The organism is Allobosea sp. NPDC055594, assembly GCF_053618995.1.
Map to the genome: position 1 here is coordinate 369,465 of NZ_JBSHIO010000004.1, position 21,862 is coordinate 391,326.

The window sequence follows — 21,862 nt, forward strand, 5'->3', positions numbered from 1 at the left end:
GCCGCGCCGGCAGGACCGATAAAGCGCTCCCCAACCGGAGCGCCGCCATGCCGTTGAATGTCGCCATCCAGATGGACCCGATCGAAAAGGTCCGCATCGCCGGCGACACCGGCTTCTCGCTGATGCTGGAGGCGCAGGCGCGCGGCCACAAGCTCTTCACCTACACCCCGGACAAACTCACCCTGCGCGACGGCAAGGTCACGGCCGTGATCAACCCGGTCGAGGTCCGCGATGTCGAGGGCGACCACTACACGCTGGGCGAGCCCGAGCGCACCGACCTCTCGACGCTCGACGTGGTGCTGCTGCGCCAGGACCCGCCCTTCGACATGGCCTATGTCTCCTCGACGCATATGCTCGAGCGCATCCATCCGAAGACGCTGGTGGTCAACGACCCCGCCGAGGTCCGCAACGCGCCGGAAAAACTGTTCGTCACGCATTTCCCGGAGCTGATGCCGCCGACCCTGATCACCCGCGACAAGGCCGAGATCGAGGCCTTCCGCGAGGAGTTCGGCGAGATCGTGATGAAGCCGCTCTACGGCCATGGCGGCGCGACCGTGTTCAAGACCGGCAAGGGCGACCCGAATTTCGGCTCGCTCTGCGACCTCTTCGCCAATCTCTTCCGCGAGCCCTGGGTGGTCCAGGCCTTCCTGAAGGAGGTCACTGCGGGCGACAAGCGCATCATCCTGATCGACGGCAAGGCGGCCGGCGCGGTCAACCGCGTGCCGGCCGAGGGCGATCTGCGCGCCAATATGGTACGTGGCGGCGCCGCCCGGCCGACCGACCTGTCCAAGCGCGAGCTCGAGATCTGCGAACGCATCGGCCCGGCGCTCAGGGAACGCGGCCTGCTGCTGGTCGGCATCGACGTGATCGGCGGCAAGCTGACGGAGATCAACGTCACCGCCCCGACCGGTGTGCGCGCCATCAAGAAGCTCGGCGGGCCGGATCTGGCGGCGCAGCTCTTCGACGTGATCGAGGCCAAGCGGGCGGCGCTCTGAGCGCCCCGGCTCATCCCGTGGCGGCGACAGCCGCCCCGCTCAGCGGGTTCTCCGGATCCCAGCGATAGCGCATCGTCTCGAAGCGCATCGCCATCGCATCGACGAGCAGCAGCTTGCCGACCAGCGGCTCGCCGAAGCCGGCGACCGCCCGGAGCACCTCGAGCGCCATCAGCGAACCCATGACGCCGGGCAGCGCACCGAGAATGCCGGCCTCGGCGCAAGGCGCGACGGTGCCTGCCGGCGGCTCCTGCGGGAAGAGGCAGCGATAGGTCGGGTTGGGCGTGCCGTCCGGCGCCTTCTCATGCGCCCGGATCGTGGTCAGCGAGCCGTCGAAGCGCCCGAGCGCCGCCATGACCAGCGGCTTGCCCTCGTGGAAGCAGGCATCGGAGACCGCATAGCGCGTGGCGAAATTATCCGAGCCTTCGGCAACGACATCATAAAAGGCGACGAGCGCACGGGCATTGTGCGGATCGATCCGCGTGACATATTCCTCGATCTGGACATGCGGGTTCAGCCGCTTGACGAAGCCAGCCGCCGCCACCGCCTTGCGGGCGCCGATATCCTCGGTCCCGAAGATGATCTGTCGCTGCAGGTTCGACAGCGAGACATGGTCGTCGTCGACGATGCCGATGGTTCCGACGCCGGCCGCGGCGAGATAGGCGAGCAGCGGCGCACCGAGCCCGCCGGCGCCGATCACCAGCACCCGCGCACGCTTCAGCCGGGCCTGACCGGGGCCGCCGATCTCCGGCAGCACCAGATGGCGGGCATAGCGCTCGATCTCGACGTCGCTCAGCATCATGCCCTCAGGATTAGGCCGATCGCGCCCGCGCAGCAATCGGGTGCCTGGACGGCGGAGCCGGGAATCGGGTGCCATGCCGTGGCAGGAAGCGGGTGTCTGCGCCCGCCCGCCGCCTGCGACCACCGTGCCGCAGTTTCCTGCGGCACGAAAGGCAATGACATGACGGTTCTCAGCAACAAGGTCGCGCTCGTCACCGGGGCGAGCTCCGGGATCGGGCGCGCCGCCGCCCGCCTGTTCGCCAGCGAGGGCGCAAGGGTGGTGGTGACGGCGCGGCGCCAGGACGAGCTCGACACGCTCACAGCCGAGATCGCCGCATCGGGCGGCGAGGCGCTCGCCATTGCCGGCGACATCCGCGACGAAGCGCTGGCGCAGCGCCTGGTCGAGGCGGCGACCGAGCGCTTCGGCGGGCTCGACATCGCCTTCAACAATGCCGGGGCGGTCGGCGAGCTGGCGCCGGTGGCGGAGATCTCGGCGGCGGCCTGGCGCGAGCTGATCGAGACCAACCTGACCAGCGCCTTCCTCGGCGCGAAATACCAGGTTCCGGCGCTGCAGGCGCGCGGCGGTGGCTCACTGATCTTCACCTCGAGCTTCGTCGGCTACACGGCCGGGCTCTCCGGCGCATCCGCCTATGCCGCGGGCAAGGCCGGGCAGATCGGGCTGGTCAAGGCGCTCGCCGCCGAACTCGGGAGCCAGCGCATCAGGGTCAACGCGCTGCTGCCGGGCGGCACCGACACGCCGGCGAGCTTCACCAACGCGCCCGATGCCGGGCCGCAGGTGCTGGCCTTCGTCGAGGGGCTGCACGCCCTGAAGCGCATGGCGCGGCCGGAGGAGATCGCAAGGGCCGCGCTTTTCCTGGCCTCGGACGCATCGAGTTTCGTCACCGGCACGGCCTTCCTCGCCGATGGCGGGGTCTCGATCCAGCGCGGCTGACGGAGCCCGGACGCGCTTGCGAAACGCCGGGCGGCTTACCTCTCGCGCAGCCGCTTGGCCCTTTTAAAAAGCCGTGCCATCGTGACGCATAGAGGGGCAGCGGAACTGCTCCATGCGTGACAGGGGAACGGTTGCATGCGCCTGACATCCCTCGCTTTGGCGCTGGTCGGCGCCGCCCTTTCGACGCTCGCCGCCAACGCCCAGACCGCGATCAAACCGGCCGTCGTCTATGACAAGGGCGGGAAATTCGACAAATCCTTCAATGAAGGCGTCTTCATCGGCGCCGAGAAGTTCAAGACCGACACCGGCGTCGAGTTCCGCGATTTCGAGCCGACCAACGATGCCCAGATCGAGCAGGCGCTGCGCCGCTTCGCGCGCGACGGCCATTCGCCGATCATCGCGGTCGGCTTCTCGCAGGCGACCGCGCTGCAGAAGGTCGCGTCGGAGTTCCCGGACCTGAAGTTCACCATCATCGACATGGTGGTCGAATTGCCGAACGTGCAGTCGGTCGTGTTCAAGGAGCATGAGGGCTCCTATCTCGTCGGCCTGCTCGCCGGCCTCGCCTCGAAGACCGGCAAGGTCGGCTTCGTCGGCGGCATGGACATCCCGCTGATCCGCAAATTCGCCTGCGGCTATGTCCAGGGCGTCAAGGCGGCGAAGAAGGAGGCCGAGATCTTCCAGAACATGACCGGCTCGACCCCGGCCGCCTGGAACGACCCGGTCAAGGGCGGCGAGCTCGCCAAATCGCAGATCGATCGCGGCGCCGACGTGGTCTACCACGCCGCCGGCGGCACCGGTATCGGCGTGCTGCGCGCCGCGGCGGACGCCGGCAAGCTCGGCATCGGCGTCGATTCGAACCAGAACATGCTGCATCCCGGCAAGGTGCTGACCTCGATGCTGAAGCGCGTCGACGTCGCCGCCTACAACTCCTTCAAGGCGGCGCGCGAGGGCAGCTGGAAGCCGGGCGTCTCGGTACTCGGGCTGAAGGAGGACGGTGTCGGCTGGGCGCTAGACGACAACAACAAGGCGCTGATCACCCCGGAGATGAAGGCAGCAGCCGACAAGGCGAGGGCCGACATCATCGCCGGCACGGTCAAGGTCCACGACTACATGTCTGACTCCAAGTGCACGATGTGACCCCTCACACCGCCGCAGTGGCGCGATGAAGATCACCATCCACGGCTCGGGCGACGCGTTCGGCTCCGGCGGCCGCTTCAACACCTGCCTCCAGATCGAGGCCGGCGACGAGAAGCTGCTGCTCGATTGCGGCTCGTCCAGCATGGTCGCACTCAACAAGGCCAGGGTCGCGCGCAGCGGCCTCTCGACCCTGCTGTTCACGCATTTCCACGGCGACCATTTCGGCGGGCTGCCCGCCTTCCTGCTCGATGCGCAGTTCGTCTCGCGCCGCCGCGAACCCCTGACCATCGCCGGCCCGATCGGCATCGAACACCGTACCCGGCATGCGCTCGAAGCCGATTTTCCCGGCGCCTCGAGCAATCGCTGGCGCTTTCCGATCAGCTTCGTCGAGATCGCCCCGGAGGCGCCGGCGGAGCTTGCCGGCATCGCGGTCGAGGCCTTCCCGATGGTGCATGACGAGCGCGCCGGCCCCTGCCAGGGCTACCGGCTGACGCAAGGCGGCAAGAGCTTCGCCTATTCCGGCGACACCGCCTGGACAGAGGCGCTGATCCCGCTCGCCGCCGGCGCCGACGCGCTTCTGGTCGAGTGCTACACCTACGACCGGGTGCTGGCCAACCATCTCGATTACCGGTCGCTCACGGCACATCGTGACGATCTCGACACGCCGCGCATCATCCTGACCCATATGGGGCCGGACATGCTGGCCCATGGCGAGGCCCTGCCCGAGACGCGCGCGCATGACGGCATGGTGCTCTGCCTATGACCGGCACCGCGCCTGCCGCGATCGAACTGTCCAGCATCTCGAAATCCTTCGGCCCGGTCACCGCCAACCGGAACGTCTCGCTCAAGGTCGCCGCCGGCTCGATCCACGGCATCGTCGGCGAGAACGGCGCCGGAAAATCCACGCTGATGTCGATCCTCTACGGCTTCTACGAGGCTGATTCCGGCGAGATCCGGGTGGGCGGCGAGAAGCGCACGATCAGCTCCCCGGCCGAGGCGATCGCCGCCGGCATCGGCATGGTCCACCAGCATTTCATGCTGGTCGAGCCGCTTTCGGTGGTCGAGAACGTGGTGCTCGGCGCCGAGGGCGGGCCCTGGCTGAAGCGCGGCATCGCCAAAGCGCGGGCCGAGCTGGCCAGGCTTTCGGCGCAATACGGTCTCGCCATCGACCCGGACGCGACGGTCGGCTCGCTCTCGGTCGGGCTGCAGCAGCGCGTCGAGATCCTGAAGGCGCTCTATCGCGGCGCCGAAGTGCTGATCCTCGACGAGCCGACCGCGGTGCTGACCCCGGCCGAGGCCGACCAGCTCTTCGAACTGCTGAGGGCGCTCAAGGCGCAGGGCAAGACGGTGATCCTGATCACCCACAAGCTGCGCGAGATCATGGCGGTGACCGACCGGGTCTCGGTGATGCGGCGCGGCGAGATGGTCGCCCATGTCGAGACGCTCAGCACCTCGCCGGCCGCGCTCGCCGAGGCGATGGTCGGCCGGCGCGTGCTGCTGCGGGTCGAGAAGGCGCCGCGCCAGCGCGGTGCGCCGGTGCTGGAGGCGGCCGGGCTCAGCGTGGTCGATGCGCGCGGGCATGAGACGCTGCGCGAGGCCAGCCTCACCCTGCACGAAGGCGAGATCGTCGGCATCGCCGGCGTCGCCGGCAACGGCCAGAGCGAATTGCTCGAAGTGCTCGCCGGGCTCGTCCAGCCGACGCGCGGGGTGATCCGCCTCGACGGCCGGATCCTCACCACCGTCGACCGCAGCCCGGCCAATCTGCGCCGGCTCGGGCTGATGCACATCCCGGAGGATCGGCAGAAGACCGGCCTCGTCACCGCCTTCGCCGCGGCCGAGAACATGATCCTCGGCTATCACGACGATCCGGCCTTCGGCCCGGGGCCGCTGCTCGCACCTTCGGCAATCCGCTGCCATGCGCTCGCCGGCATGCAGGCCTATGACGTCCGCCCCGCCGATCCCACCCTGAAGACGGCGAAATTCTCCGGCGGCAACCAGCAGAAGCTCGTGCTCGCCCGCGAGATCGAACGGGCGCCGAAAGTGCTGCTGGTCGGCCAGCCGACCCGCGGCGTCGATATCGGCGCGATCGAATTCATCCACCGCCGGCTGATCGCGCTCCGCGATGCCGGAGTCGCGATCCTGCTGGTCTCGGTCGAGCTCGAGGAGGTGATGGCGCTGTCCGACCGGATCCTCGCTCTCTGTGGCGGGAGGATCACCGGCGAGCGCGCCGCCGATGAGGCGGACGAGCGCGATCTCGGCCTGCTGATGGCCGGCGTCAGCGAGCGCGCGGCATGAGCGCGGTGCCGATCGAGCTACCGCGCTGGGCCGACACCGCGCTCGTGCCGCTGGTCTCGGTCGCGGCCGCGCTGCTGGTCGCCGGGCTCGTCGTGCTCGGCATCGGCGAGAGCCCGCTGGAGGCGACGGCGCTCCTGCTGAAAGGCTCGCTCGGCAGCCTCGAAGGGCTCGGCTTCACGCTCTATTACGCCACCAATTTCGTCTTCACCGGGCTTGCCGTCGCCGTCGCCTTCCATGCCGGGCTGTTCAATATCGGCGGCGAGGGCCAGGCGACGGTCGCCGGCATCTTCGCGGCGCTGGCCTGCCTCTGGCTCGCGCCTTTGCCTGGTATCCTGCTGGTGCCGCTCGCCATCCTCGCCGCAGCCACGGGCGGCGCGGTCTGGGCCTTCATCCCAGGCTATCTTCAGGCGGTGCGCGGCAGCCATGTCGTGATCACCACGATCATGTTCAACTTCATCGCCGCGACGCTGATCGTCTACCTGCTGGTCGAGGTGATCGGGAAGCCGGGCTCGATGCAGCCCGAGACCGCCGACTTCGCCAAGCATGCGACGCTGACGCCGATGCACCAGCTCCTGGCGCCGCTCGGCCTGAAGCTGCCGAAGACGCCCTTGAACAGCGCCTTCCTGCTGGCACTCGCCGCCCTCGTCGCGGTCTGGCTGCTGATCTACCGCTCCCGCCTCGGCTATGCGATCCGCACCGCCGGCGCCAATCCGCGCGCCGCCGCCTATGCCGGCATCTCGCCGGCCAAAATCACCCTGGTGGCGATGGCGCTTTCGGGCGCGCTCGCCGGCGGGCTCGCGGTCAACGAGGTGATGGGCGTGCAGCACCGGCTGGTGCTCGATTTCACCGCCGGCTACGGTTTCGTCGGCATCGCGGTGGCGCTGATGGGGCGCGGCCACCCGGTCGGCGTCGGGCTCGCGGCATTGCTCTTCGGGGCGCTCTACCAGGGCGGCGCCGAACTCTCCTTCGACAAGCCGACCATCACCCGCGACATGGTCGTGGTCATCGGCGGCGTGGTGATCCTCTTCGCCGGGGCGCTGGAAGGGCTGTTCCGGCGACTGGTCGCGGGCACGCTGCGGCTCGGGCGCAGGGGCTAGGCGATGGAGCTCGTCCAGACGCTGGCCGTCATCCTCGATTCGACGATCAGGCTCTCGGTGCCGCTGCTCTGCGCCGCCATGGCTGGGCTCTGGTCGGAGCGGGCGGGCGTCGTCGATATCGGCCTCGAAGGCAAGATGCTGATCGCCGCCTTCGCCTCGGCGGTGATCGCCTACAAGACCGGCTCGGCCTGGGCCGGGCTTTGCGCCGGCATCGCCGCCTCGGTCGCGCTCTCGCTGGTCCATGGCTTCGCCGCGATCACCTGGCGCGGCAACCAGATCGTCTCCGGCGTCGCCATCAACATGCTGGCGGCGGGGTTGACCGTGATCCTCGGCAATGCCTGGTTCGGCCAGGGCGGACGAACGCCGCCGCTCGAAGGCGCGGCCCGCTTCGGCGAGATCGAATTGCCGCTGGTCGAGACACTGAAATCGGTCCCCGTCCTCGGGCCGCTCTATGACATCGCCGTCTCCGGCCATGCCGCCCCGGTCTATCTCGCCCTGCTCTGCGTCGTGCTGACGGCGCTGGTGCTGAAGCACACCCGCTTCGGCCTGCGCCTGCGCGCCGTCGGCGAGAACCCGGCGGCAGTCGACACGGCCGGCGTCTCGGTCGCCGGGCTGCGCTATGTCGCCGTGATCATCTGCGGCGCGCTCTGCGGCCTTGGCGGAACCTATCTCGCCGTCTCGCAATCGGCCGGCTTCCTGCCGCAGATGACCGCCGGCAAGGGCTTCATCGCGCTCGCCGCGGTGATCTTCGCCAATTGGCGGCCCTGGCCGGCACTCTTCGCCTGTCTGCTCTTCGGCCTGCTCGACGCGATCGCGATCCGGCTGCAGGGCGTTGCGCTGCCGGGCATCGGCCAGGTACCTGTGCAGGCGATCCAGGCCTTGCCCTATGTGATGACGGTGATTCTGCTTGCCGGCTTCATCGGCAAGGCGGTGCCGCCCAAGGCCTCCGGCCTGCCCTATGTCAAGGAACGCTGAAGCCGCCATGGGCCCTGCCACGACCGAAATCGACGCGCTCTTCGCCGCCGCGACGGCCGCGCAGGCCCGCGCCTATGCGCCCTATTCGCGCTTTCGGGTCGGCGCGGCGATCCTCGCCGATGACGGGGCGGTCTATCCCGGCTGCAATGTCGAGAACGCTGCCTATCCGGTCGGCGCCTGCGCCGAGGCCGGGGCGATCTCGGCGATGGTCGCAGGCGGCTCCCGCGCGATCCGGGCCATCCTGGTCGTCGGCCCGGGCGAGGAACTGGTGACGCCCTGCGGCGCCTGCCGCCAGCGCATCCGCGAATTCGCGGCGCCGGAGACGCCGGTGCTGATCGCCGGGACAGGCGGGGTGCGCGCGCGCTTTTCGCTCGCCGAGCTGTTGCCAGCCTCGTTCGGACCGGCCAATTTGCCGACGTGATTTGCGGCGCCCGAGAGCCGCCTGAGACGGCGCGCGCGACGCGCCGATGGAGCGTACAACATGGCGGCGGATCCGCTTTTCGACCAAGCGGCATCGGTCCTGATCGACCGTGGCATCGATGGCGGCATCGACTGCGCGATCGTCCTCGGCACCGGGCTCGGGCGCATCGTCGACGACCTGACCGATGCGGTCTCGATTCCGTTCGCGGAGATTCCCGGCTTTCCTCAGGGCGCGGTCTCCGGCCATGCCAGGCAAGTCAGCTATGGTCTGCTCCACGGCAAGAAGGTGCTGGTCTTCGAGGGTCGGGCGCATTTCTACGAGACCGGCGACCCGGCGATCATGCGCGTACCGCTCGGCATGCTCGCCGCCTTCGGCTCGCCGCCCTTGGTGCTGACCAATGCCGCCGGCTCGCTGCGGCCGGATCTGCGGCCGGGCAGCCTGGCGTTGATCACCGACCACATCAATCTCAACGGTCCGAACCCGCTGGTCGGCGATACCGGCGACGGCCGTTTCGTGCCGATGGTCGACGCCTATGACCCGCATCTGCGCGCCCGGCTGAAGAAGGCCGCCGCGACGAGCGGCGCCAATATGGGCGAGGGCGTCTATATGTGGTTCAGCGGGCCGAGCTTCGAGACGCCGGCCGAGATCAGGATGGCGAAGCTGCTCGGCGCCGATCTCGTCGGCATGTCGACCGTGCCGGAGGTGATCCTGGCGCGGCGCCACGGCTTACGCGTCGCCGGCATCTCGATCGTCACCAACATGGCCGCCGGCATGCTCGGCGGCGCACCGAGCCATGGCGAGACCCGCGACGTCGCCGCCGCCGCGACCACCGGCCTGCGCCGCGTGCTGCGGTCCTTCCTGACGGATCTCTGACGTGACTGGTGACGCCGAACTCGCGCTGCGCGCCCTCAGGCTGCTCGACCTGACCGATCTCTCGGAGCGGGCGACGGAGACCGGCGCGCTGCAGCTCTGCGCCCGCGCGGTGGCGGCGCCCGGCCCGGTGGCGGCGGTCTGCCTGTGGCCGCAATTCGTCGAGACGGCGCGCCGGGCGCTGCGCGATCAGCCGGTCAGGATCGCGACCGTGATCAATTTTCCGGCCGGCGACAGCAATTGCAGCCTGATCGAGAACGATCTCTCCGAAGCACTCGCCGACGGCGCCGACGAGATCGACCTCGTCCTGCCCTGGCGCGCCTTCCTCGCCGGCGATCTCGCCAGCGCCCGCGACATGGTCGTCGAAGCCAGGGCGCGCTGCCGCGACAAGACCTTGAAGGTGATCCTCGAAACCGGCGAGTACCCCGACCAGGACGCCGTGCGCGCCGCTTCCGAGCTCGCCATCGCCGCCGGCGCCGACTTCATCAAGACCTCGACCGGCAAGACAGCGATTTCGGCGACGCCAGATGCGGCGCGGACCATGCTGGAGGCGATCAAGGTATCGGGCCGGCCGGTCGGGCTGAAGCCATCCGGCGGCCTGCGGACGCTCGCCGATGCGCGAACCTATCTCGATCTCGCCGACGAGGTGATGGGGCCGGGCTGGGCGACGCCGAGAACCTTCCGCTTCGGCGCCAGCGGACTCTATGGCGTGCTCGCCGACATCATCGCCGGCACCGTCGCGGGCGAACGCAGCGACGGAGTCTATTGATGCGCCTGCCCCAGGAAATCATCACCGCCAAGCGCGACGGCCAAAAGCTCGCCGCCGCCGATATCCGCCAGATGGTCGCCGGTCTCACCAATGGCGGCATCAGCGAGGGCCAGGCGGCGGCCTTCGCCATGGCGATCTTCTTCAGCGGCATGGATGCCGAGGAACGCGTCGCGATGACGCTGGCGATGCGCGATTCCGGCACGGTGCTCGACTGGAGCGACCTGCCGGGCCCGGCGCTCGACAAGCATTCGACCGGCGGCGTCGGCGACACGGTCAGCCTGCCGCTGGCGGCGGCGGTCGCGGCCTGCGGCGGCCATGTGCCGATGATCTCCGGGCGCGGCCTCGGCCATACCGGCGGCACGCTCGACAAGCTCGACGCGGTGCCGGGCTATGTCACCCAGCCCGGGCTCGCACTCTTTCGCAAGGTGGTGCGCGAGGTCGGCTGCGCCATCATCGGCCAGACCGCCGATCTCGCCCCGGCCGACCGCCGCCTCTACGCCATCCGCGACGTCACCGGCACGGTCGAGACCATCCCGTTGCTGACCTCCTCGATCCTGTCGAAGAAGCTCGCCGCCGGGCTGCACGGGCTCGCAATGGACGTGAAGTTCGGCTCCGGCGCCTTCCTGCCGCCGCTGGAGAAGGCGCGCGAGCTCGCCGCGGCACTGGTCAGCGTCGCCAATGGCGCAGGCCTGCCGACCGCGGCGCTTTTGACCGACATGGACGAGCCGCTCGCCTCCGCCGCCGGCAACGGGGTCGAAGTCGCCTATGCGCTCGACCATCTCACCGGTCGCCGGCGCGAGCCACGCTTCCATGAGGTGACGGTGGCGCTCGGCGCGCAGATGCTGCTGCTCGGCAAGCTCGCAAGCTCGCTCGATGACGCGACGGCGAAGATCGAGGCCGCCTTCGCCAGCGGCGCGGCGGCCGAGCGCTTCGCGCGCATGGTCGTGGCGCTGGGCGGCCCGGCCGATCTTCTGGAGCGGCCACAGGCGCATCTCGCCGCGGCGCCGCTGGTCCGGCCGGTGCTGCCGGAACGTGCCGGCATCGTCACGAAGATCGACACGCGCGCCGTCGGGCTCGCCGTGGTCGCGCTCGGCGGCGGCCGGACTCGGCCGCAGGATGCGATCGACCATGCCGTCGGCATCATCGAACTCGCCGGCATCGGCGATACGGTCGGCCCCGACCATCCGCTCGGCATCGTCCATGCGCGCGACGAGGCCGGCTTCTCGGCGGCGCAGGCGCGGCTGCGCGCCGCCTACCAGCTCGGCGACGGCCCGGTCGCGCGCGGCCCCTTGATCATTCCCGTTATGGAGGCATCCCAGCCATGAGCCTGTTGGTGGCAATGACCGTCTGGCATGTCGAGGACTGGCGCGCGCGTTTCGCGGCCCTGCTGCCGGAGCTGCCGGTGGTGACGCTCGGCGAGCCGTTCGACCGGCGCGCCGTGCACTATGTCGCGAGCTGGAAGCACCCGGAGGGCAGCCTCGCCGGCCTGCCCAATCTCGCGGCGATCTTCTCGCTCGGCGCCGGCGTCGACCATCTCTTCGCCGATTCCCGGCTGCCGCAGGTGCCGATCGCACGGGTGGTCGACCCCGATCTGACGACGCGGATGAGCGAATATGTCGTGCTGCACTGCCTGTCGCAATTGCGCCAGCTGCCGCGCTACATGGCCCAGCAGCGCGCCGGCATCTGGGAGGATGACCGCAACCAGCCGGCGGCACGCGACGTCCGCGTCGGCGTGATGGGGCTGGGCGAGCTCGGGCTCGATGCGGTCGCCAAGCTGCGCGTCATCGGCTTCGACGTCGCCGGCTGGAGCCGCTCGCCCAAGGCGATCGAAGGCGTGCCGACCTATTCCGGCGAAGCCGGCATGGCCGAATTCCTGGCGCGCACCGATATCCTGGTCTGCCTCGTGCCGCTGACGCCCGATACGCGCGGCATGCTGAACCGCGCTCTGTTCGCCGGACTGGCGCGCAATGGGCGCCTCGGCGGGCCGGTGCTGATCAATGCCGGGCGCGGCGGGCTCCAGGTCGAGGCCGACATCCTGGCCGCGCTCGCCGCCGGCGAGCTCAAGGCGGCGGTGCTCGACGTGTTCGAGACCGAGCCGTTGCCGCAGGATTCGCCGCTCTGGACCCATCCTGCGGTGACGGTGACCCCGCATAATGCGGCGATGTCGGCGCCGGAGACGGTCGCGGCCCAGATCGCGGCACAGATCAGGCGGCTCGAGGTGGGCGAAGCGCTCGAGCACATCGTCGACCCCGCGCGGGGGTACTGAAGGGTCGTCTTCCGGGGTTTCGCAAAGCGAAGCGCCCGGAACCCATGGCCACGCCCCAGCCAGGGACAGGCTGGCTCGGCCCCGATCAGGGATAGCTCGTGTTCATGGGTTCCGGGCCCGGGCCTTCGGCCTGCCCCGGAATGACAAGCGGATTAGCCTCAGCCCAGCCGCTTGATCGCGGTGATCGGTCCGCCATTGCGAGCGAGGATGCGATCGCGCGCCGGGCGCAGCGGCTCGCGGATCACGCTCATCGAAAAGGCGGTGGCGTGCAGCAGGGTTTCAGGATCCGTCATGATCCCGACATGGCCCTTCCAGAAGACGAGATCGCCGCGCTGCAGATCGGCGAGGCTCTCGTCGAAGGCGACGGGCTCACCGAGCCCCTTCTCCTGCATGTCGGAATCACGCGGCACGGCGCGGCCGGCGGCCGCCAGCGCGAGCTGGACCAGCGCCGAGCAGTCGAGGCCGAGGCTGGTCTTGCCGCCCCAGAGATAGGGCACTTCGAGGAAGCGTTCGGCGACGCCGACGAAATCCGGCTCGTGCACGTCGCGGGTACAGAGATGCGGCTTGAAGACATGGCCGCCGCGTTCAGTGACGAAGAAGTCGCCGCTTTCGCCGGTGACGGCGAGCATGGCGCCGAGCGAGAGATCCGCCAGAGGCGGCATTTTGATCGACGGGCCAGGATAGACGAAGGTCCGCAGCGCCCGGACGCGATGCGTCGGCACCGCCGCATCGCCGGCGAGCGCCTCGTCCGGGAGGTAGCCGACATAGGAATCGCCGGCGAGCTGAACCCAGGCCCAGCCCTCATTGCTCTCGTAGACCCGCACCGCCTCGCCCGCCAGGGCCTCGGTATCGAGCGCGGCATCCGGGCGCGGCTCACGCCGCAGCGGCGCGGAAGGCGCCACCACGCGCATCGGCACGGGGTCGGCGAAGGCCAGAGCCTCGACCCGGCCGTCGAGATGGCGAGCGGCGAGATCGGGCCTTGCAGGGGTGAGGCGGCGGTCGAGAATCTCTGTCATGGCACCAGTCTAGCGCCGAGCGGTCGACGCGCGAAGATGCCTCTTACGCCGGGCCGAGCTCGCGCGCCCGCGCCGTCACCAGATCAGCGAGATGCTCGACAGCGAGCGCGCCGGCGACCGTCCGCTGGATCACGACATTGCGCTTGTCCGTCTCGTCGCGGCGGCGCGACACCAGGCCGAGCTTGCCCATCGAATCGAGCGCACGGGTGATCACCGGCTTGGTGACGCCGAGCCGGCTGGCGAGGCCACGTACCGTATGCGGCGGCAGCTCAAGATAGATCGTCAAAAGGATCGCGGTCTGGCGCACCGACAGATCGGAATGCGCGTCCTGGACCAGGTCGAGATGGACCTGGCGCCAGAGCTTGAGCGCCTGAGACGGTTTGATCTCCAGCGCCATGAGCGCCCGTTCCCCCGATCGTTACGGGGCCGTATCATTATCGCAGCGCCAGGGCGGCGCAACAGCTGACGCGAGACAGGCTTAACGCGCCGGGTAGAGCTGCCGAGCGAGCGCATAGGTCAGCCGGGCGCCCTGGCATTCGCCGCCCTCCGGCCGACCGGGCTTGGTCGCGGGATTCCAGCCATAAATGTCGAAATGAGCGTAGGAGGTCGCCTTCTCGACGAAGCGGTTGAGGAAGAGCGCGGCGGTGACCGAGCCGGCGAAGGGGCCGCCGGAGATATGGTTGAGCTCGGCCACCTTGGAATCCAGCAGGGCGTCATAGGCCGGCCAGAGCGGCAAGCGCCAGACCGGGTCGTTCATCGCCATGCCGAGGCGGGCGATCTCGGCCGCGAGACCCTCGTCATGGGTGTAGAAGGGTGGCAGGTCCGGACCGAGCGCGACACGGGCGGCGCCGGTCAGCGTGGCGTAGTCGATCAGCAGCTCGGGCGCCTCCTCATCGGCCAGCGCCAGCGCGTCAGCGAGGATCAGGCGTCCCTCGGCATCGGTGTTGCCGATCTCGACCTGCAGCCCCTTGCGGCTCGCCAGCACGTCGCCGGGCCGGAAGGCCGAGCCGGAGACCGCATTCTCGACCGCCGGGACGAGCAGGCGCAGCCTGACCCGCAGCTTCGCCTGCATGATCATCTGCGCCGCGGCGATCGCGGCGGCGGCGCCCCCCATGTCCTTCTTCATCAGGAGCATGCTGGCGTCGGGCTTGAGATTGAGCCCGCCCGTGTCGAAGGCGACACCCTTACCGACCAGGGTCAGAAGGGGATCGCCTTCCTGCCCCCAGCGCAGATCGATCAGGCGCGGCGCCCGCGGCGAAGCGCGCCCGACCGCATGGATCATCGGGAAATTTCCGGCGAGCAGATCGTCGCCGACGATGCTGGTCACCTCGGCACCGAAGGCCGCGCCGAGCGCCCGCACCGCCGCTTCGATCTCGGCAGGACCGAGATCGTTCGCCGGCGTGTTGACGAGGTCGCGGGCGAGCGCAGTCGACTCCGCGAGATTGGTCAGTTCCTCGCCATCGACGCCGACCGGCAGAACGAGGCGGCCCGGCACGGGCTTCGGCTTGCGATAGCGCTCGAAACGGTAGGCCGAGAGCAGCCAGCCGAGCGCGGCGAGACCGGGCTCGCCGACATCCCCGGTGAGCGCATAGTCGCCGGCCGGCAGGCTGGCGGCGAGGCGTCCCGGCGCGAAGGGATCGCGCCGGCGCATCGTCGCCGGCTCGACGCCGAGCAGGACCGCGGCGAGCGAACCATCGGCCGCCGGCAGGAGCACATGCTGGCCGGGGCGTGCCTCGAACCCCTGCGTCCGGGCGAAAGCACGCGCCAGCGGCGCCAGGCCTTGCCCGAGCTCCGGCCAGTCGCCGGCGGCGACGCAATGGACGGGAATGGCCGGTGAGCCGGCGGGCAGGAGCAGAGCGTGCACGGGCGCAGAACCTCTTGCTAGGGACCCGGCGGCCCTTGCAGGCGGCGCGAATCCAGCGGGTTAACAGTCCGTTAGGGTTAACGTTTTATCACCGCTGGCAACAGCTTTCCGTAACCGGCGAGGCGATCCGGCCGATGTCCAAGCCCATGTTCCGTTCCCGTCTTCGCCGTTTCGCCGCGGTTTCCTTGGCCTGCCTCGCTCTCTCCGCCTGCCAGATGCGCGGCGGACCGGGCGACGTCACCGGCTCGATCGGCAGCACCGCCAGCCAGCCGCGCGGGCCGGAGCAGTGGCGCGCCGAGGAGGCACAATGGGCCGCGCGTTACGAGGCCAATGCCAAGGACCGAAACGCCGCCTTCTATTACGCCAGGGCGCTGCGCGCGCTCGACAAAAACGCCCAGGCGCTCGCCATCCTGCAGGGTGCGGTGCTGGTCCACACCAAGGATCTCGAGCTGCTCGGCGCCTATGGCCGCTCGCTCGCCGATAATGGCCGGCTGAAGGAGGCTGACGACGTGCTCAGCCGCGCCCACACGCCGGAGAAGCCGGATTGGCGCGTGCTCTCGGCCCAGGGCACGGTCGCCGACCAGCTCGGCGAGCACGAGCGCGCCCAGCAGATCTACCAGACCGCGCTCAGGCTGGCGCCGAACGAGCCGACGATCATGTCCAATCTCGGCCTGTCGCTCGCCCTCACGAAGCGCCTGCCGGAGGCCGAGCGCGTGCTGCGCGAGGCCGTAGCCGCGCCCGGCAGCGACGCCCGCGTGCGCCAGAACCTCGTCCTGGTGCTGGGCCTGCAGGGACGCTTTGCCGAGGCCGAACAGCTCGCCCGCCAGGATATGAGCCCGGCCGAGGCGACGGCGACCGTCGCCTATCTGCGTCGCTCGGTCAGCCAGCCCAATAGCTGGGAGATGCTGCGCGGCGGCAAGGCGAAGCCCCAGCGCGCGGGCTAGCCGACGAGGCGCCACCGGGGCCCGGCCGGGCCGGGCTGGATGTCGCATGATCGGAACATTCCGGCCGCCAATGTTCAGGAAACTGAACGCGCAGGCGCTTCACATTCCCATGCCTGAGACGCCAACCCGCTGTCGTGGTTGACTTTTCTTCCCAGCGCGAACCTTGGCACGGTTCTTTCTATTCCCCGGCCCGAACTGGACCGGGTCGCAATGGATCTCGCATTTCTCATCGTCATCGCCTTTGGGCTGGCCCCGCTCGCCGCCTGGCTCGGCGGCCGCTCATCGGCCCTGGTCGCGCTCGCGCCCCTGGCGCTGGCGCTATGCTTCCTCGCAATCGTGCCGCCGGTGGCGTCCGGCGCCGCGGTCAGCACGGCCTATAGCTGGATTCCGTCGCTGGGCGTCGCCGCGGCGTTCCGGGCGGACGGGCTCTCGCTCCTCTTCGCGCTGCTGATCACCGGCATCGGTACGGCGGTGTTTCTGTACGCCTCGCTCTATCTGAAGAAATATCCGCGCCTGCCGCGCTTCTATGCCGTGCTGACGCTGTTCATGGCGGCGATGCTCGGCGCCGTGCTCGCCGATGACCTGTTGCTGCTCGTCGTCTTCTGGGAACTGACCAGCCTGACCTCCTTCCTGCTGATCGGCTTCTCGCCGGAGCAGGCGATGTCACGCCGCGCCGCCCAGCAGGGCCTGCTGGTCACGGTCGGCGGCGGCCTCGCCATGCTGGCGGGCGTGATCCTGCTCGGCCAAATCACCGGCAGCTATTCGCTCTCGGGACTGATCGCCCGCAAGGACGAGGTCGCGGCCCATGCCCTGGCGCCGACGATCATCTGCCTGCTCGCGGCCGGGGCCTTCGCGAAATCCGCCCAATCCCCGCTGCATCCCTGGCTCGCCAATGCCATGGTCGCGCCGACGCCCGTCTCGGCCTTTCTGCATTCCGCCACCATGGTGAAGCTCGGCGTGTACCTGCTGGCACGGTTGAGCCCGGTCTTCGAAGGGCACGCCACCTGGGTGCTGCTGCTGACCGGCTTCGGCGGCCTGACCATGCTGGTCGGCGCCGTGCTTGCCTTGCGCGAAAGCGACCTCAAGCGCGTCCTCGCCTATTCGACGATCATCTCGCTCGGCACGCTCGTGCTGATGATCGGCATTCCGGGCGAGCTCTCGGCCATGGCGATCGTGACCTTCCTCGTGGTCCATGCGCTCTACAAGGCCTGCCTCTTCCTCGTCGCCGGCATCATCGACCAGCAGACCGGCACGCGCGATTCCTCGGCGCTGGGCGGCTTGCGCCAAGCGATGCCGCTGACGGCGCTCGCTGCGCTCGCCGGCAGCCTCTCCATGGCCGGATTGCCGCCCTTCATCGGCTTCGCCGCGAAGGAGCTGGTCTATGAGACCGGCCTGGCGGCGTCGGCGTCCGGGCTGTTCGTCGGCATCGCGCTCCTCGCCAATATCGCCATGGTCGTGGTCGCCTGCATCCTGTCGCTGCGCTGCTTCGCGGGTCCGCGCGTCGCGACCCCAAAGACGCCGCACGACCCCGGCCTCGCCATGCTCGCCGGGCCTCTCGTTCTCGCCGCGCTCGGCCTCGTCTTCGGGCTGGCGCCGTGGCTGGTCAGCGACGCGCTGATCCTGCCGGCCGCCACAGCCATCGCAGGGCGCCCGATCGACTACACCTTGTCGCTCTGGCACGGCTTCACGCCGATGCTGCTGCTCAGCGTCGTCACCCTGGCACTCGGTATCGCCGTCTTCCGGAACGGGACCGGGATCCGGCTCAGGCTCGCCATGGTCGAGGCGATCCCCCGCTGGGGGCCCGATCGCGGCTATGACCGCCTGATGCAGGGCCTGCAGCAGCTGGCCGCGTGGCAGACGCGCATGATCCAGTCCGGCAGCCTGCGGACCTATACCGGCTACACCATCGCCGTCGCAGCGCTGGCCGGGCTTTCGGCGCTGATCTCGCAGGGCGGCATGGCATGGCCGGACTTCGCGGCGAGCCGACAGCCGGAACTCGTCATCGCCGCCCTGCTCGCGGCCTCCACCTTTGCCGTGCTGCGCGCCCGCAACTTCGTCGCCGGCATCGCGGCGGCCGGTCTGGTCGGTTTTGCGGTCGCGCTGCTGTTCCTGTTCCAGGGCGCACCCGACCTCGCCTTCACGCAATTCTCGGTCGAGGCGCTCTCGATCGTGATCCTGCTCGCCATTATCGGACGGCTGCCGTTCCGCGACAGCGACTACCGCCGGCGCGGCGAGCGGCTGCGCGACGGGGCGATCGCGCTCGCGGCCGGTACGATGGCGACCCTGGTGATGCTCAGCGTGCTGGCCCAGCCCTTCGACGCCCGGCTTTCGGATTTCTTCCGTGCCGAAAGCCTGCCGCAGGCTCATGGGCGCAACCTCGTCAACGTCATCATCGTCGACTTCCGCGCGCTCGACACGCTCGGCGAGATCACCGTGCTCGGCCTGGCCGCGATCGCGGCGGCAGCGGTGATCGCCGGCCTCAGGCGCGCGACCGCTGGAGATGCCCGATGAACTCCCTCATCCTGTTGACCAGCAGCCGGATCGTCCTGCCTGTCGCGATGCTGTTTTCGGTCTATGTCCTGCTGCGCGGGCACAATGAGCCGGGCGGGGGCTTCGTCGGCGGGCTGATCGCCGCAGCCGGCATCGCGGTGCACAGCCTGCCGCGGGGGCGCAGCGCGCTGCTGCGCCTGCTCAGGGTTTCGCCCAAGACATTCATCGGCGCCGGGCTGGCGCTGGCCTTGCTGTCGGGCCTGCCGGGACTGCTGCTGGCCGAGCCCTATCTGAAGCACCAATGGGCGTTTCCGGGCGGCCTGCCGCTGAGCACCACTCTGATCTTCGACATCGGAGTCTATCTGTCCGTCGTCGGCGCGGTGCTGACCTTCCTCGCCTATTATCTGGAGGAGTGACGATGGAACCCGTCTTCGCTCTGGCGTTCGGCGTCCTCGTCGCTGCGTCGACCTATCTGATCATGTCGCGCAATGTCCTGCGGATCGTGCTCGGGCTGCTGGTGCTCGGCAACGCGGCCAATCTTTCGATCTTCCTGGCGGGGCGGATGGGGACGCGAACGCCGCCACTGGTTCCCGAAGGAGCCACGACGCTCGTCGGGGGCGCCAATCCCTTGCCCCAGGCGCTGATCCTGACCGCGATCGTGATCTCCTTCGCCCTGATCGCCTTTACCGTGATCCTGTTCGAGAGCGCGCATCGCCGCTTCGGCACCCTCGACACCGAGGCGCTGCGGGACGCGGAGCCGAAGCCTGGCGGCAAGCCGGCCCCGGCCGCCGCCGCGCCGGTCGCCGGCGATGTTCCCGCCGCGGAGACGGTTCGATGAACGCCCATCTGCTTTTGTCGCTGCCGATCATCTGGCCGCTGCTGGGCGTCGCGCTCTGCTGCATGCTGTGGAGCAGGCCACGCGCCCAGAGGATCACGAGCCTCGTCGTCAGCGCCGGCCTCCTGCTTTCATCCCTCGCACTCCTTGCCGCGACCTGGGACGGCACCGTGCTCGCTACGCAGTTCGGCGGCTGGGCTGCGCCCTTCGGCATCAGCTTCGTCGGCGACATGCTATCGGCGGCGATGGTGGTCATTACCGGGCTGATGGCGGTCGCCGTCGGAATCTACGGACTCGCGGGCGATGCCGAGGCGCGCGAAGCGGCCTTCTACCATCCGCTCTATCAGGGCCTGCTGCTCGGCGTGACCGGCGCCTTCCTGACCGGCGACATCTTCAACCTCTATGTCTGGTTCGAGGTCATGCTGATCTCGTCCTTCGGACTGCTGGCCCTCGGCGGCACCCGCGAGCAGCTCGACGCCGGCGTGAAATACGTGACGCTGAACCTCGTCGCGACGACGCTCTTCCTGATCTGCGTGGCCTTCCTCTACGGGTTGACCGGCAGCCTCAACATGGCCGATCTCGCGCGGATCCTGCCGACAGTCGAAAATCAGGGGCTGGTGACGACCATCGCCGTGCTCTTCCTGGTCGCCTTCGGCTCGAAGGCCGCGGTGTTCCCGCTCTTCTTCTGGCTGCCGGCCTCCTACCACACCGCCTCGGCGCCGATCGTCGCCATCTTTGCCGCGCTGCTGACCAAGGTCGGGGTCTACGCGATCCTGCGCAGCTTCACCCTGATCTTCGATCTCTCGCTCGGCTTCACGGCACCGGTCATCGGCATCGTCGCGGCGCTGACCATGGTCACCGGCGTGCTCGGCGCCGCCGCGCATTTCGACATCCGCAAGATCCTGTCGTTCCACATCATCAGCCAGATCGGCTACATGCTGCTCGGGATCGCCGTCGCGACGCCGCTCGCGATCGGTGGGGCGATCCTCTATGTGATCCACCACATCATCGTGAAGGCGAACCTGTTCCTGCTGGCCGGCGTGATCAACCGGGCTGGCGGCTCGTTCGAGCTCAAGGAGGTCGGCGGCCTCTACAAGACGCTGCCCTGGCTCGGAGTGCTCTTCCTGGTGCCGGCCCTGTCGCTTGCCGGCCTGCCGCCGCTCTCGGGCTTTTGGTCGAAATTCGTCGTCGTGAAGGCGAGCCTCGATGCCGGCCATGCCCTGCTGGCCGCAACCGCGCTCGCTGTCGGCGTGCTGACGCTCTACTCGATGCTGAAGATCTGGAACGAGGCGTTCTGGAAGGCGGCCCCCGCCGCCAGCACGGCCGCGACCGAGCGCTGGCTTGCCGACACCGGCACGCGGTGCGTCATGCTCACCCCGATCATCATCCTGGCGGCGATCACGATGACGATCGGCGTGATGGCGGAGCCGTTCATCGCGTTCTCGCTGCGCGCCGGCGAGCAGCTGCTCGACAAGAGCGCCTATGTCGAGGCCGTGCTCGGCCCCGGCCCGCAGCGCAGCGCGGAGTGGCAGCCATGAAGCTTCTCGTGAACGCGCCTCTCGCCTGGAGCCGGCTCGGCGGCCTGTTCCTCAAGGAGCTCGCCTTGTCGGTGAGAGAGGTGACGCTGACCGTGCTCGACCCGAAGCGCGCGAACCGCTCGGCCATCGTCGCCGTTCCGCTCGGCCTGAAGGGCGATGCCGGCATCACCCTGCTCGCCAACATGATCACGCTGACCCCGGGAACCACCAGCCTGCATGTCAGCGCGGATCGCTCGACCCTCTATGTCCACGTCATGAACGTCTCCGACGACAGCGTCCGCCAGATCAAGGACGGCTTCGAGCGGAGCGTGAAGGAGGTGCTGCCATGACTGCCGAAACCGTCCATCAGGCCTCCGTCGTCCTCGCAGCGACGCTGGTGCTGGCCGCGCTGATCTGCGCCGGCATGCGCATCGTGCGCGGCCCGGGCGGGCCCGATCGTGTGGTGGCGCTCGACATGCTGAGCCTGCTCGGCGTCTCCGCCACGGGGATCGCCGTCGTGGCGGCCGGCTCCACGGCGTTCATCGACATCGCGCTCGGCGTTGCGCTGGTCGGCTTCCTGACCACCGTCGCCTTTGCGAGCTTCATCGAGCGCGGCTCGATCAACGAGGAGGAGCGCTGACC

At 69.3% G+C, this 21,862-nt stretch carries 23 protein-coding genes; 19 read left to right on the plus strand and 4 right to left on the minus strand.

Going from position 1 to position 21,862, the window contains the following annotated elements:
* Positions 1 to 47: 47 nt before the first annotated feature.
* Positions 48 to 995 carry a glutathione synthase gene (gene gshB / locus ACWGRX_RS11270; RefSeq protein ID WP_291648067.1) on the plus strand — a complete coding sequence of 316 codons (948 nt, stop codon included), beginning with the start codon at positions 48 to 50 and terminating at the stop codon, positions 993 to 995.
* Positions 996 to 1,005: 10 nt separating this feature from the next.
* On the opposite strand, the gene ACWGRX_RS11275 is transcribed toward gshB, so the two are convergent.
* Positions 1,006 to 1,794: a HesA/MoeB/ThiF family protein gene (locus ACWGRX_RS11275; RefSeq protein ID WP_291639377.1), complete on the minus strand. Its 789-nt coding sequence runs from the start codon at positions 1,792 to 1,794 to the stop codon at positions 1,006 to 1,008.
* A 159-nt stretch (positions 1,795 to 1,953) separates the two neighbouring features.
* Between ACWGRX_RS11275 and ACWGRX_RS11280 the strand changes: the two genes are divergently transcribed.
* From ACWGRX_RS11280 to ACWGRX_RS11330, 11 genes are all read left to right on the plus strand, one after another.
* A complete protein-coding gene (locus ACWGRX_RS11280; RefSeq protein ID WP_452117606.1) occupies positions 1,954 to 2,724 on the plus strand; it encodes an SDR family oxidoreductase in 771 nt (256 codons plus the stop codon).
* 135 nt (positions 2,725 to 2,859) lie between these two features.
* Positions 2,860 to 3,861 carry a BMP family lipoprotein gene (locus tag ACWGRX_RS11285; RefSeq protein WP_452117607.1) on the plus strand — a complete coding sequence of 334 codons (1,002 nt, stop codon included), beginning with the start codon at positions 2,860 to 2,862 and terminating at the stop codon, positions 3,859 to 3,861.
* Between the two features lie 25 nt (positions 3,862 to 3,886).
* A complete protein-coding gene (locus tag ACWGRX_RS11290) occupies positions 3,887 to 4,624 on the plus strand; it encodes an MBL fold metallo-hydrolase (RefSeq protein WP_452117608.1) in 738 nt (245 codons plus the stop codon).
* The gene (locus ACWGRX_RS11295; RefSeq protein ID WP_452117609.1) at positions 4,621 to 6,156 is read left to right on the plus strand and encodes an ABC transporter ATP-binding protein; all 1,536 of its coding nucleotides are present in this window, start codon (positions 4,621 to 4,623) and stop codon (positions 6,154 to 6,156) included. Before ACWGRX_RS11290 ends, ACWGRX_RS11295 begins: the two co-directional genes overlap by 4 nt.
* The gene (locus tag ACWGRX_RS11300; RefSeq protein WP_452117610.1) at positions 6,153 to 7,253 is read left to right on the plus strand and encodes an ABC transporter permease; all 1,101 of its coding nucleotides are present in this window, start codon (positions 6,153 to 6,155) and stop codon (positions 7,251 to 7,253) included. The genes ACWGRX_RS11295 and ACWGRX_RS11300 overlap by 4 nt, the downstream gene beginning before the upstream one ends.
* 3 nt (positions 7,254 to 7,256) lie before the next feature.
* Complete coding sequence (locus ACWGRX_RS11305; protein WP_452117611.1) at positions 7,257 to 8,228, plus strand: ABC transporter permease; 972 nt, start codon at positions 7,257 to 7,259, stop codon at positions 8,226 to 8,228.
* A 7-nt stretch (positions 8,229 to 8,235) separates the two neighbouring features.
* A complete protein-coding gene (locus ACWGRX_RS11310) occupies positions 8,236 to 8,649 on the plus strand; it encodes a cytidine deaminase (protein WP_452117612.1) in 414 nt (137 codons plus the stop codon).
* A 60-nt stretch (positions 8,650 to 8,709) separates the two neighbouring features.
* A complete protein-coding gene (locus ACWGRX_RS11315) occupies positions 8,710 to 9,522 on the plus strand; it encodes a purine-nucleoside phosphorylase (RefSeq protein WP_452117613.1) in 813 nt (270 codons plus the stop codon).
* A 1-nt stretch (position 9,523) separates the two neighbouring features.
* Positions 9,524 to 10,288, plus strand: coding sequence for a deoxyribose-phosphate aldolase (gene deoC / locus ACWGRX_RS11320; protein ID WP_452117614.1), 765 nt, complete (start codon positions 9,524 to 9,526; stop codon positions 10,286 to 10,288).
* On the plus strand, positions 10,288 to 11,613 hold the full coding sequence (deoA, locus tag ACWGRX_RS11325) for a thymidine phosphorylase (RefSeq protein WP_452117615.1): 1,326 nt from the start codon (positions 10,288 to 10,290) through the stop codon (positions 11,611 to 11,613). The genes deoC and deoA overlap by 1 nt, the downstream gene beginning before the upstream one ends.
* Positions 11,610 to 12,554, plus strand: coding sequence for a 2-hydroxyacid dehydrogenase (locus ACWGRX_RS11330; protein WP_452117616.1), 945 nt, complete (start codon positions 11,610 to 11,612; stop codon positions 12,552 to 12,554). The genes deoA and ACWGRX_RS11330 overlap by 4 nt, the downstream gene beginning before the upstream one ends.
* Positions 12,555 to 12,712: 158 nt before the next feature.
* Here ACWGRX_RS11330 and ACWGRX_RS11335 read toward each other — a convergent pair whose 3' ends face one another.
* From ACWGRX_RS11335 to ACWGRX_RS11345, 3 genes are all read right to left on the minus strand, one after another.
* On the minus strand, positions 12,713 to 13,570 hold the full coding sequence (locus tag ACWGRX_RS11335) for a C40 family peptidase (protein WP_452117617.1): 858 nt from the start codon (positions 13,568 to 13,570) through the stop codon (positions 12,713 to 12,715).
* Positions 13,571 to 13,613: 43 nt separating this feature from the next.
* Positions 13,614 to 13,967, minus strand: a complete 354-nt coding sequence (locus ACWGRX_RS11340; RefSeq protein WP_291640285.1) for a MarR family transcriptional regulator — start codon at positions 13,965 to 13,967, stop codon at positions 13,614 to 13,616.
* An 81-nt stretch (positions 13,968 to 14,048) separates the two neighbouring features.
* The gene (locus tag ACWGRX_RS11345; RefSeq protein ID WP_452117618.1) at positions 14,049 to 15,434 is read right to left on the minus strand and encodes a leucyl aminopeptidase family protein; all 1,386 of its coding nucleotides are present in this window, start codon (positions 15,432 to 15,434) and stop codon (positions 14,049 to 14,051) included.
* A 134-nt stretch (positions 15,435 to 15,568) separates the two neighbouring features.
* On the opposite strand from ACWGRX_RS11345, the gene ACWGRX_RS11350 reads away from it, so the two are divergent.
* From ACWGRX_RS11350 to ACWGRX_RS11380, 7 genes are all read left to right on the plus strand, one after another.
* On the plus strand, positions 15,569 to 16,378 hold the full coding sequence (locus tag ACWGRX_RS11350; protein ID WP_452117619.1) for a tetratricopeptide repeat protein: 810 nt from the start codon (positions 15,569 to 15,571) through the stop codon (positions 16,376 to 16,378).
* Between the two features lie 210 nt (positions 16,379 to 16,588).
* Entirely contained in the window at positions 16,589 to 18,889 is a 2,301-nt protein-coding gene (gene mbhE / locus ACWGRX_RS11355) for a hydrogen gas-evolving membrane-bound hydrogenase subunit E (protein ID WP_452117620.1), read from the plus strand.
* A complete protein-coding gene (locus ACWGRX_RS11360; RefSeq protein WP_452117621.1) occupies positions 18,886 to 19,284 on the plus strand; it encodes an MnhB domain-containing protein in 399 nt (132 codons plus the stop codon). Before mbhE ends, ACWGRX_RS11360 begins: the two co-directional genes overlap by 4 nt.
* Positions 19,285 to 19,286: 2 nt before the next feature.
* The gene (locus ACWGRX_RS11365) at positions 19,287 to 19,706 is read left to right on the plus strand and encodes an NADH-quinone oxidoreductase subunit K (protein WP_452117622.1); all 420 of its coding nucleotides are present in this window, start codon (positions 19,287 to 19,289) and stop codon (positions 19,704 to 19,706) included.
* The gene (locus tag ACWGRX_RS11370; RefSeq protein ID WP_452117623.1) at positions 19,703 to 21,241 is read left to right on the plus strand and encodes a Na+/H+ antiporter subunit D; all 1,539 of its coding nucleotides are present in this window, start codon (positions 19,703 to 19,705) and stop codon (positions 21,239 to 21,241) included. Before ACWGRX_RS11365 ends, ACWGRX_RS11370 begins: the two co-directional genes overlap by 4 nt.
* The gene (locus ACWGRX_RS11375; RefSeq protein ID WP_452117624.1) at positions 21,238 to 21,570 is read left to right on the plus strand and encodes a Na+/H+ antiporter subunit E; all 333 of its coding nucleotides are present in this window, start codon (positions 21,238 to 21,240) and stop codon (positions 21,568 to 21,570) included. Before ACWGRX_RS11370 ends, ACWGRX_RS11375 begins: the two co-directional genes overlap by 4 nt.
* Positions 21,567 to 21,860 (plus strand): MrpF/PhaF family protein, encoded by a 294-nt coding sequence (locus ACWGRX_RS11380; protein WP_452117625.1) that lies wholly within the window; start codon positions 21,567 to 21,569, stop codon positions 21,858 to 21,860. The genes ACWGRX_RS11375 and ACWGRX_RS11380 overlap by 4 nt, the downstream gene beginning before the upstream one ends.
* Positions 21,861 to 21,862: the final 2 nt, after the last annotated feature.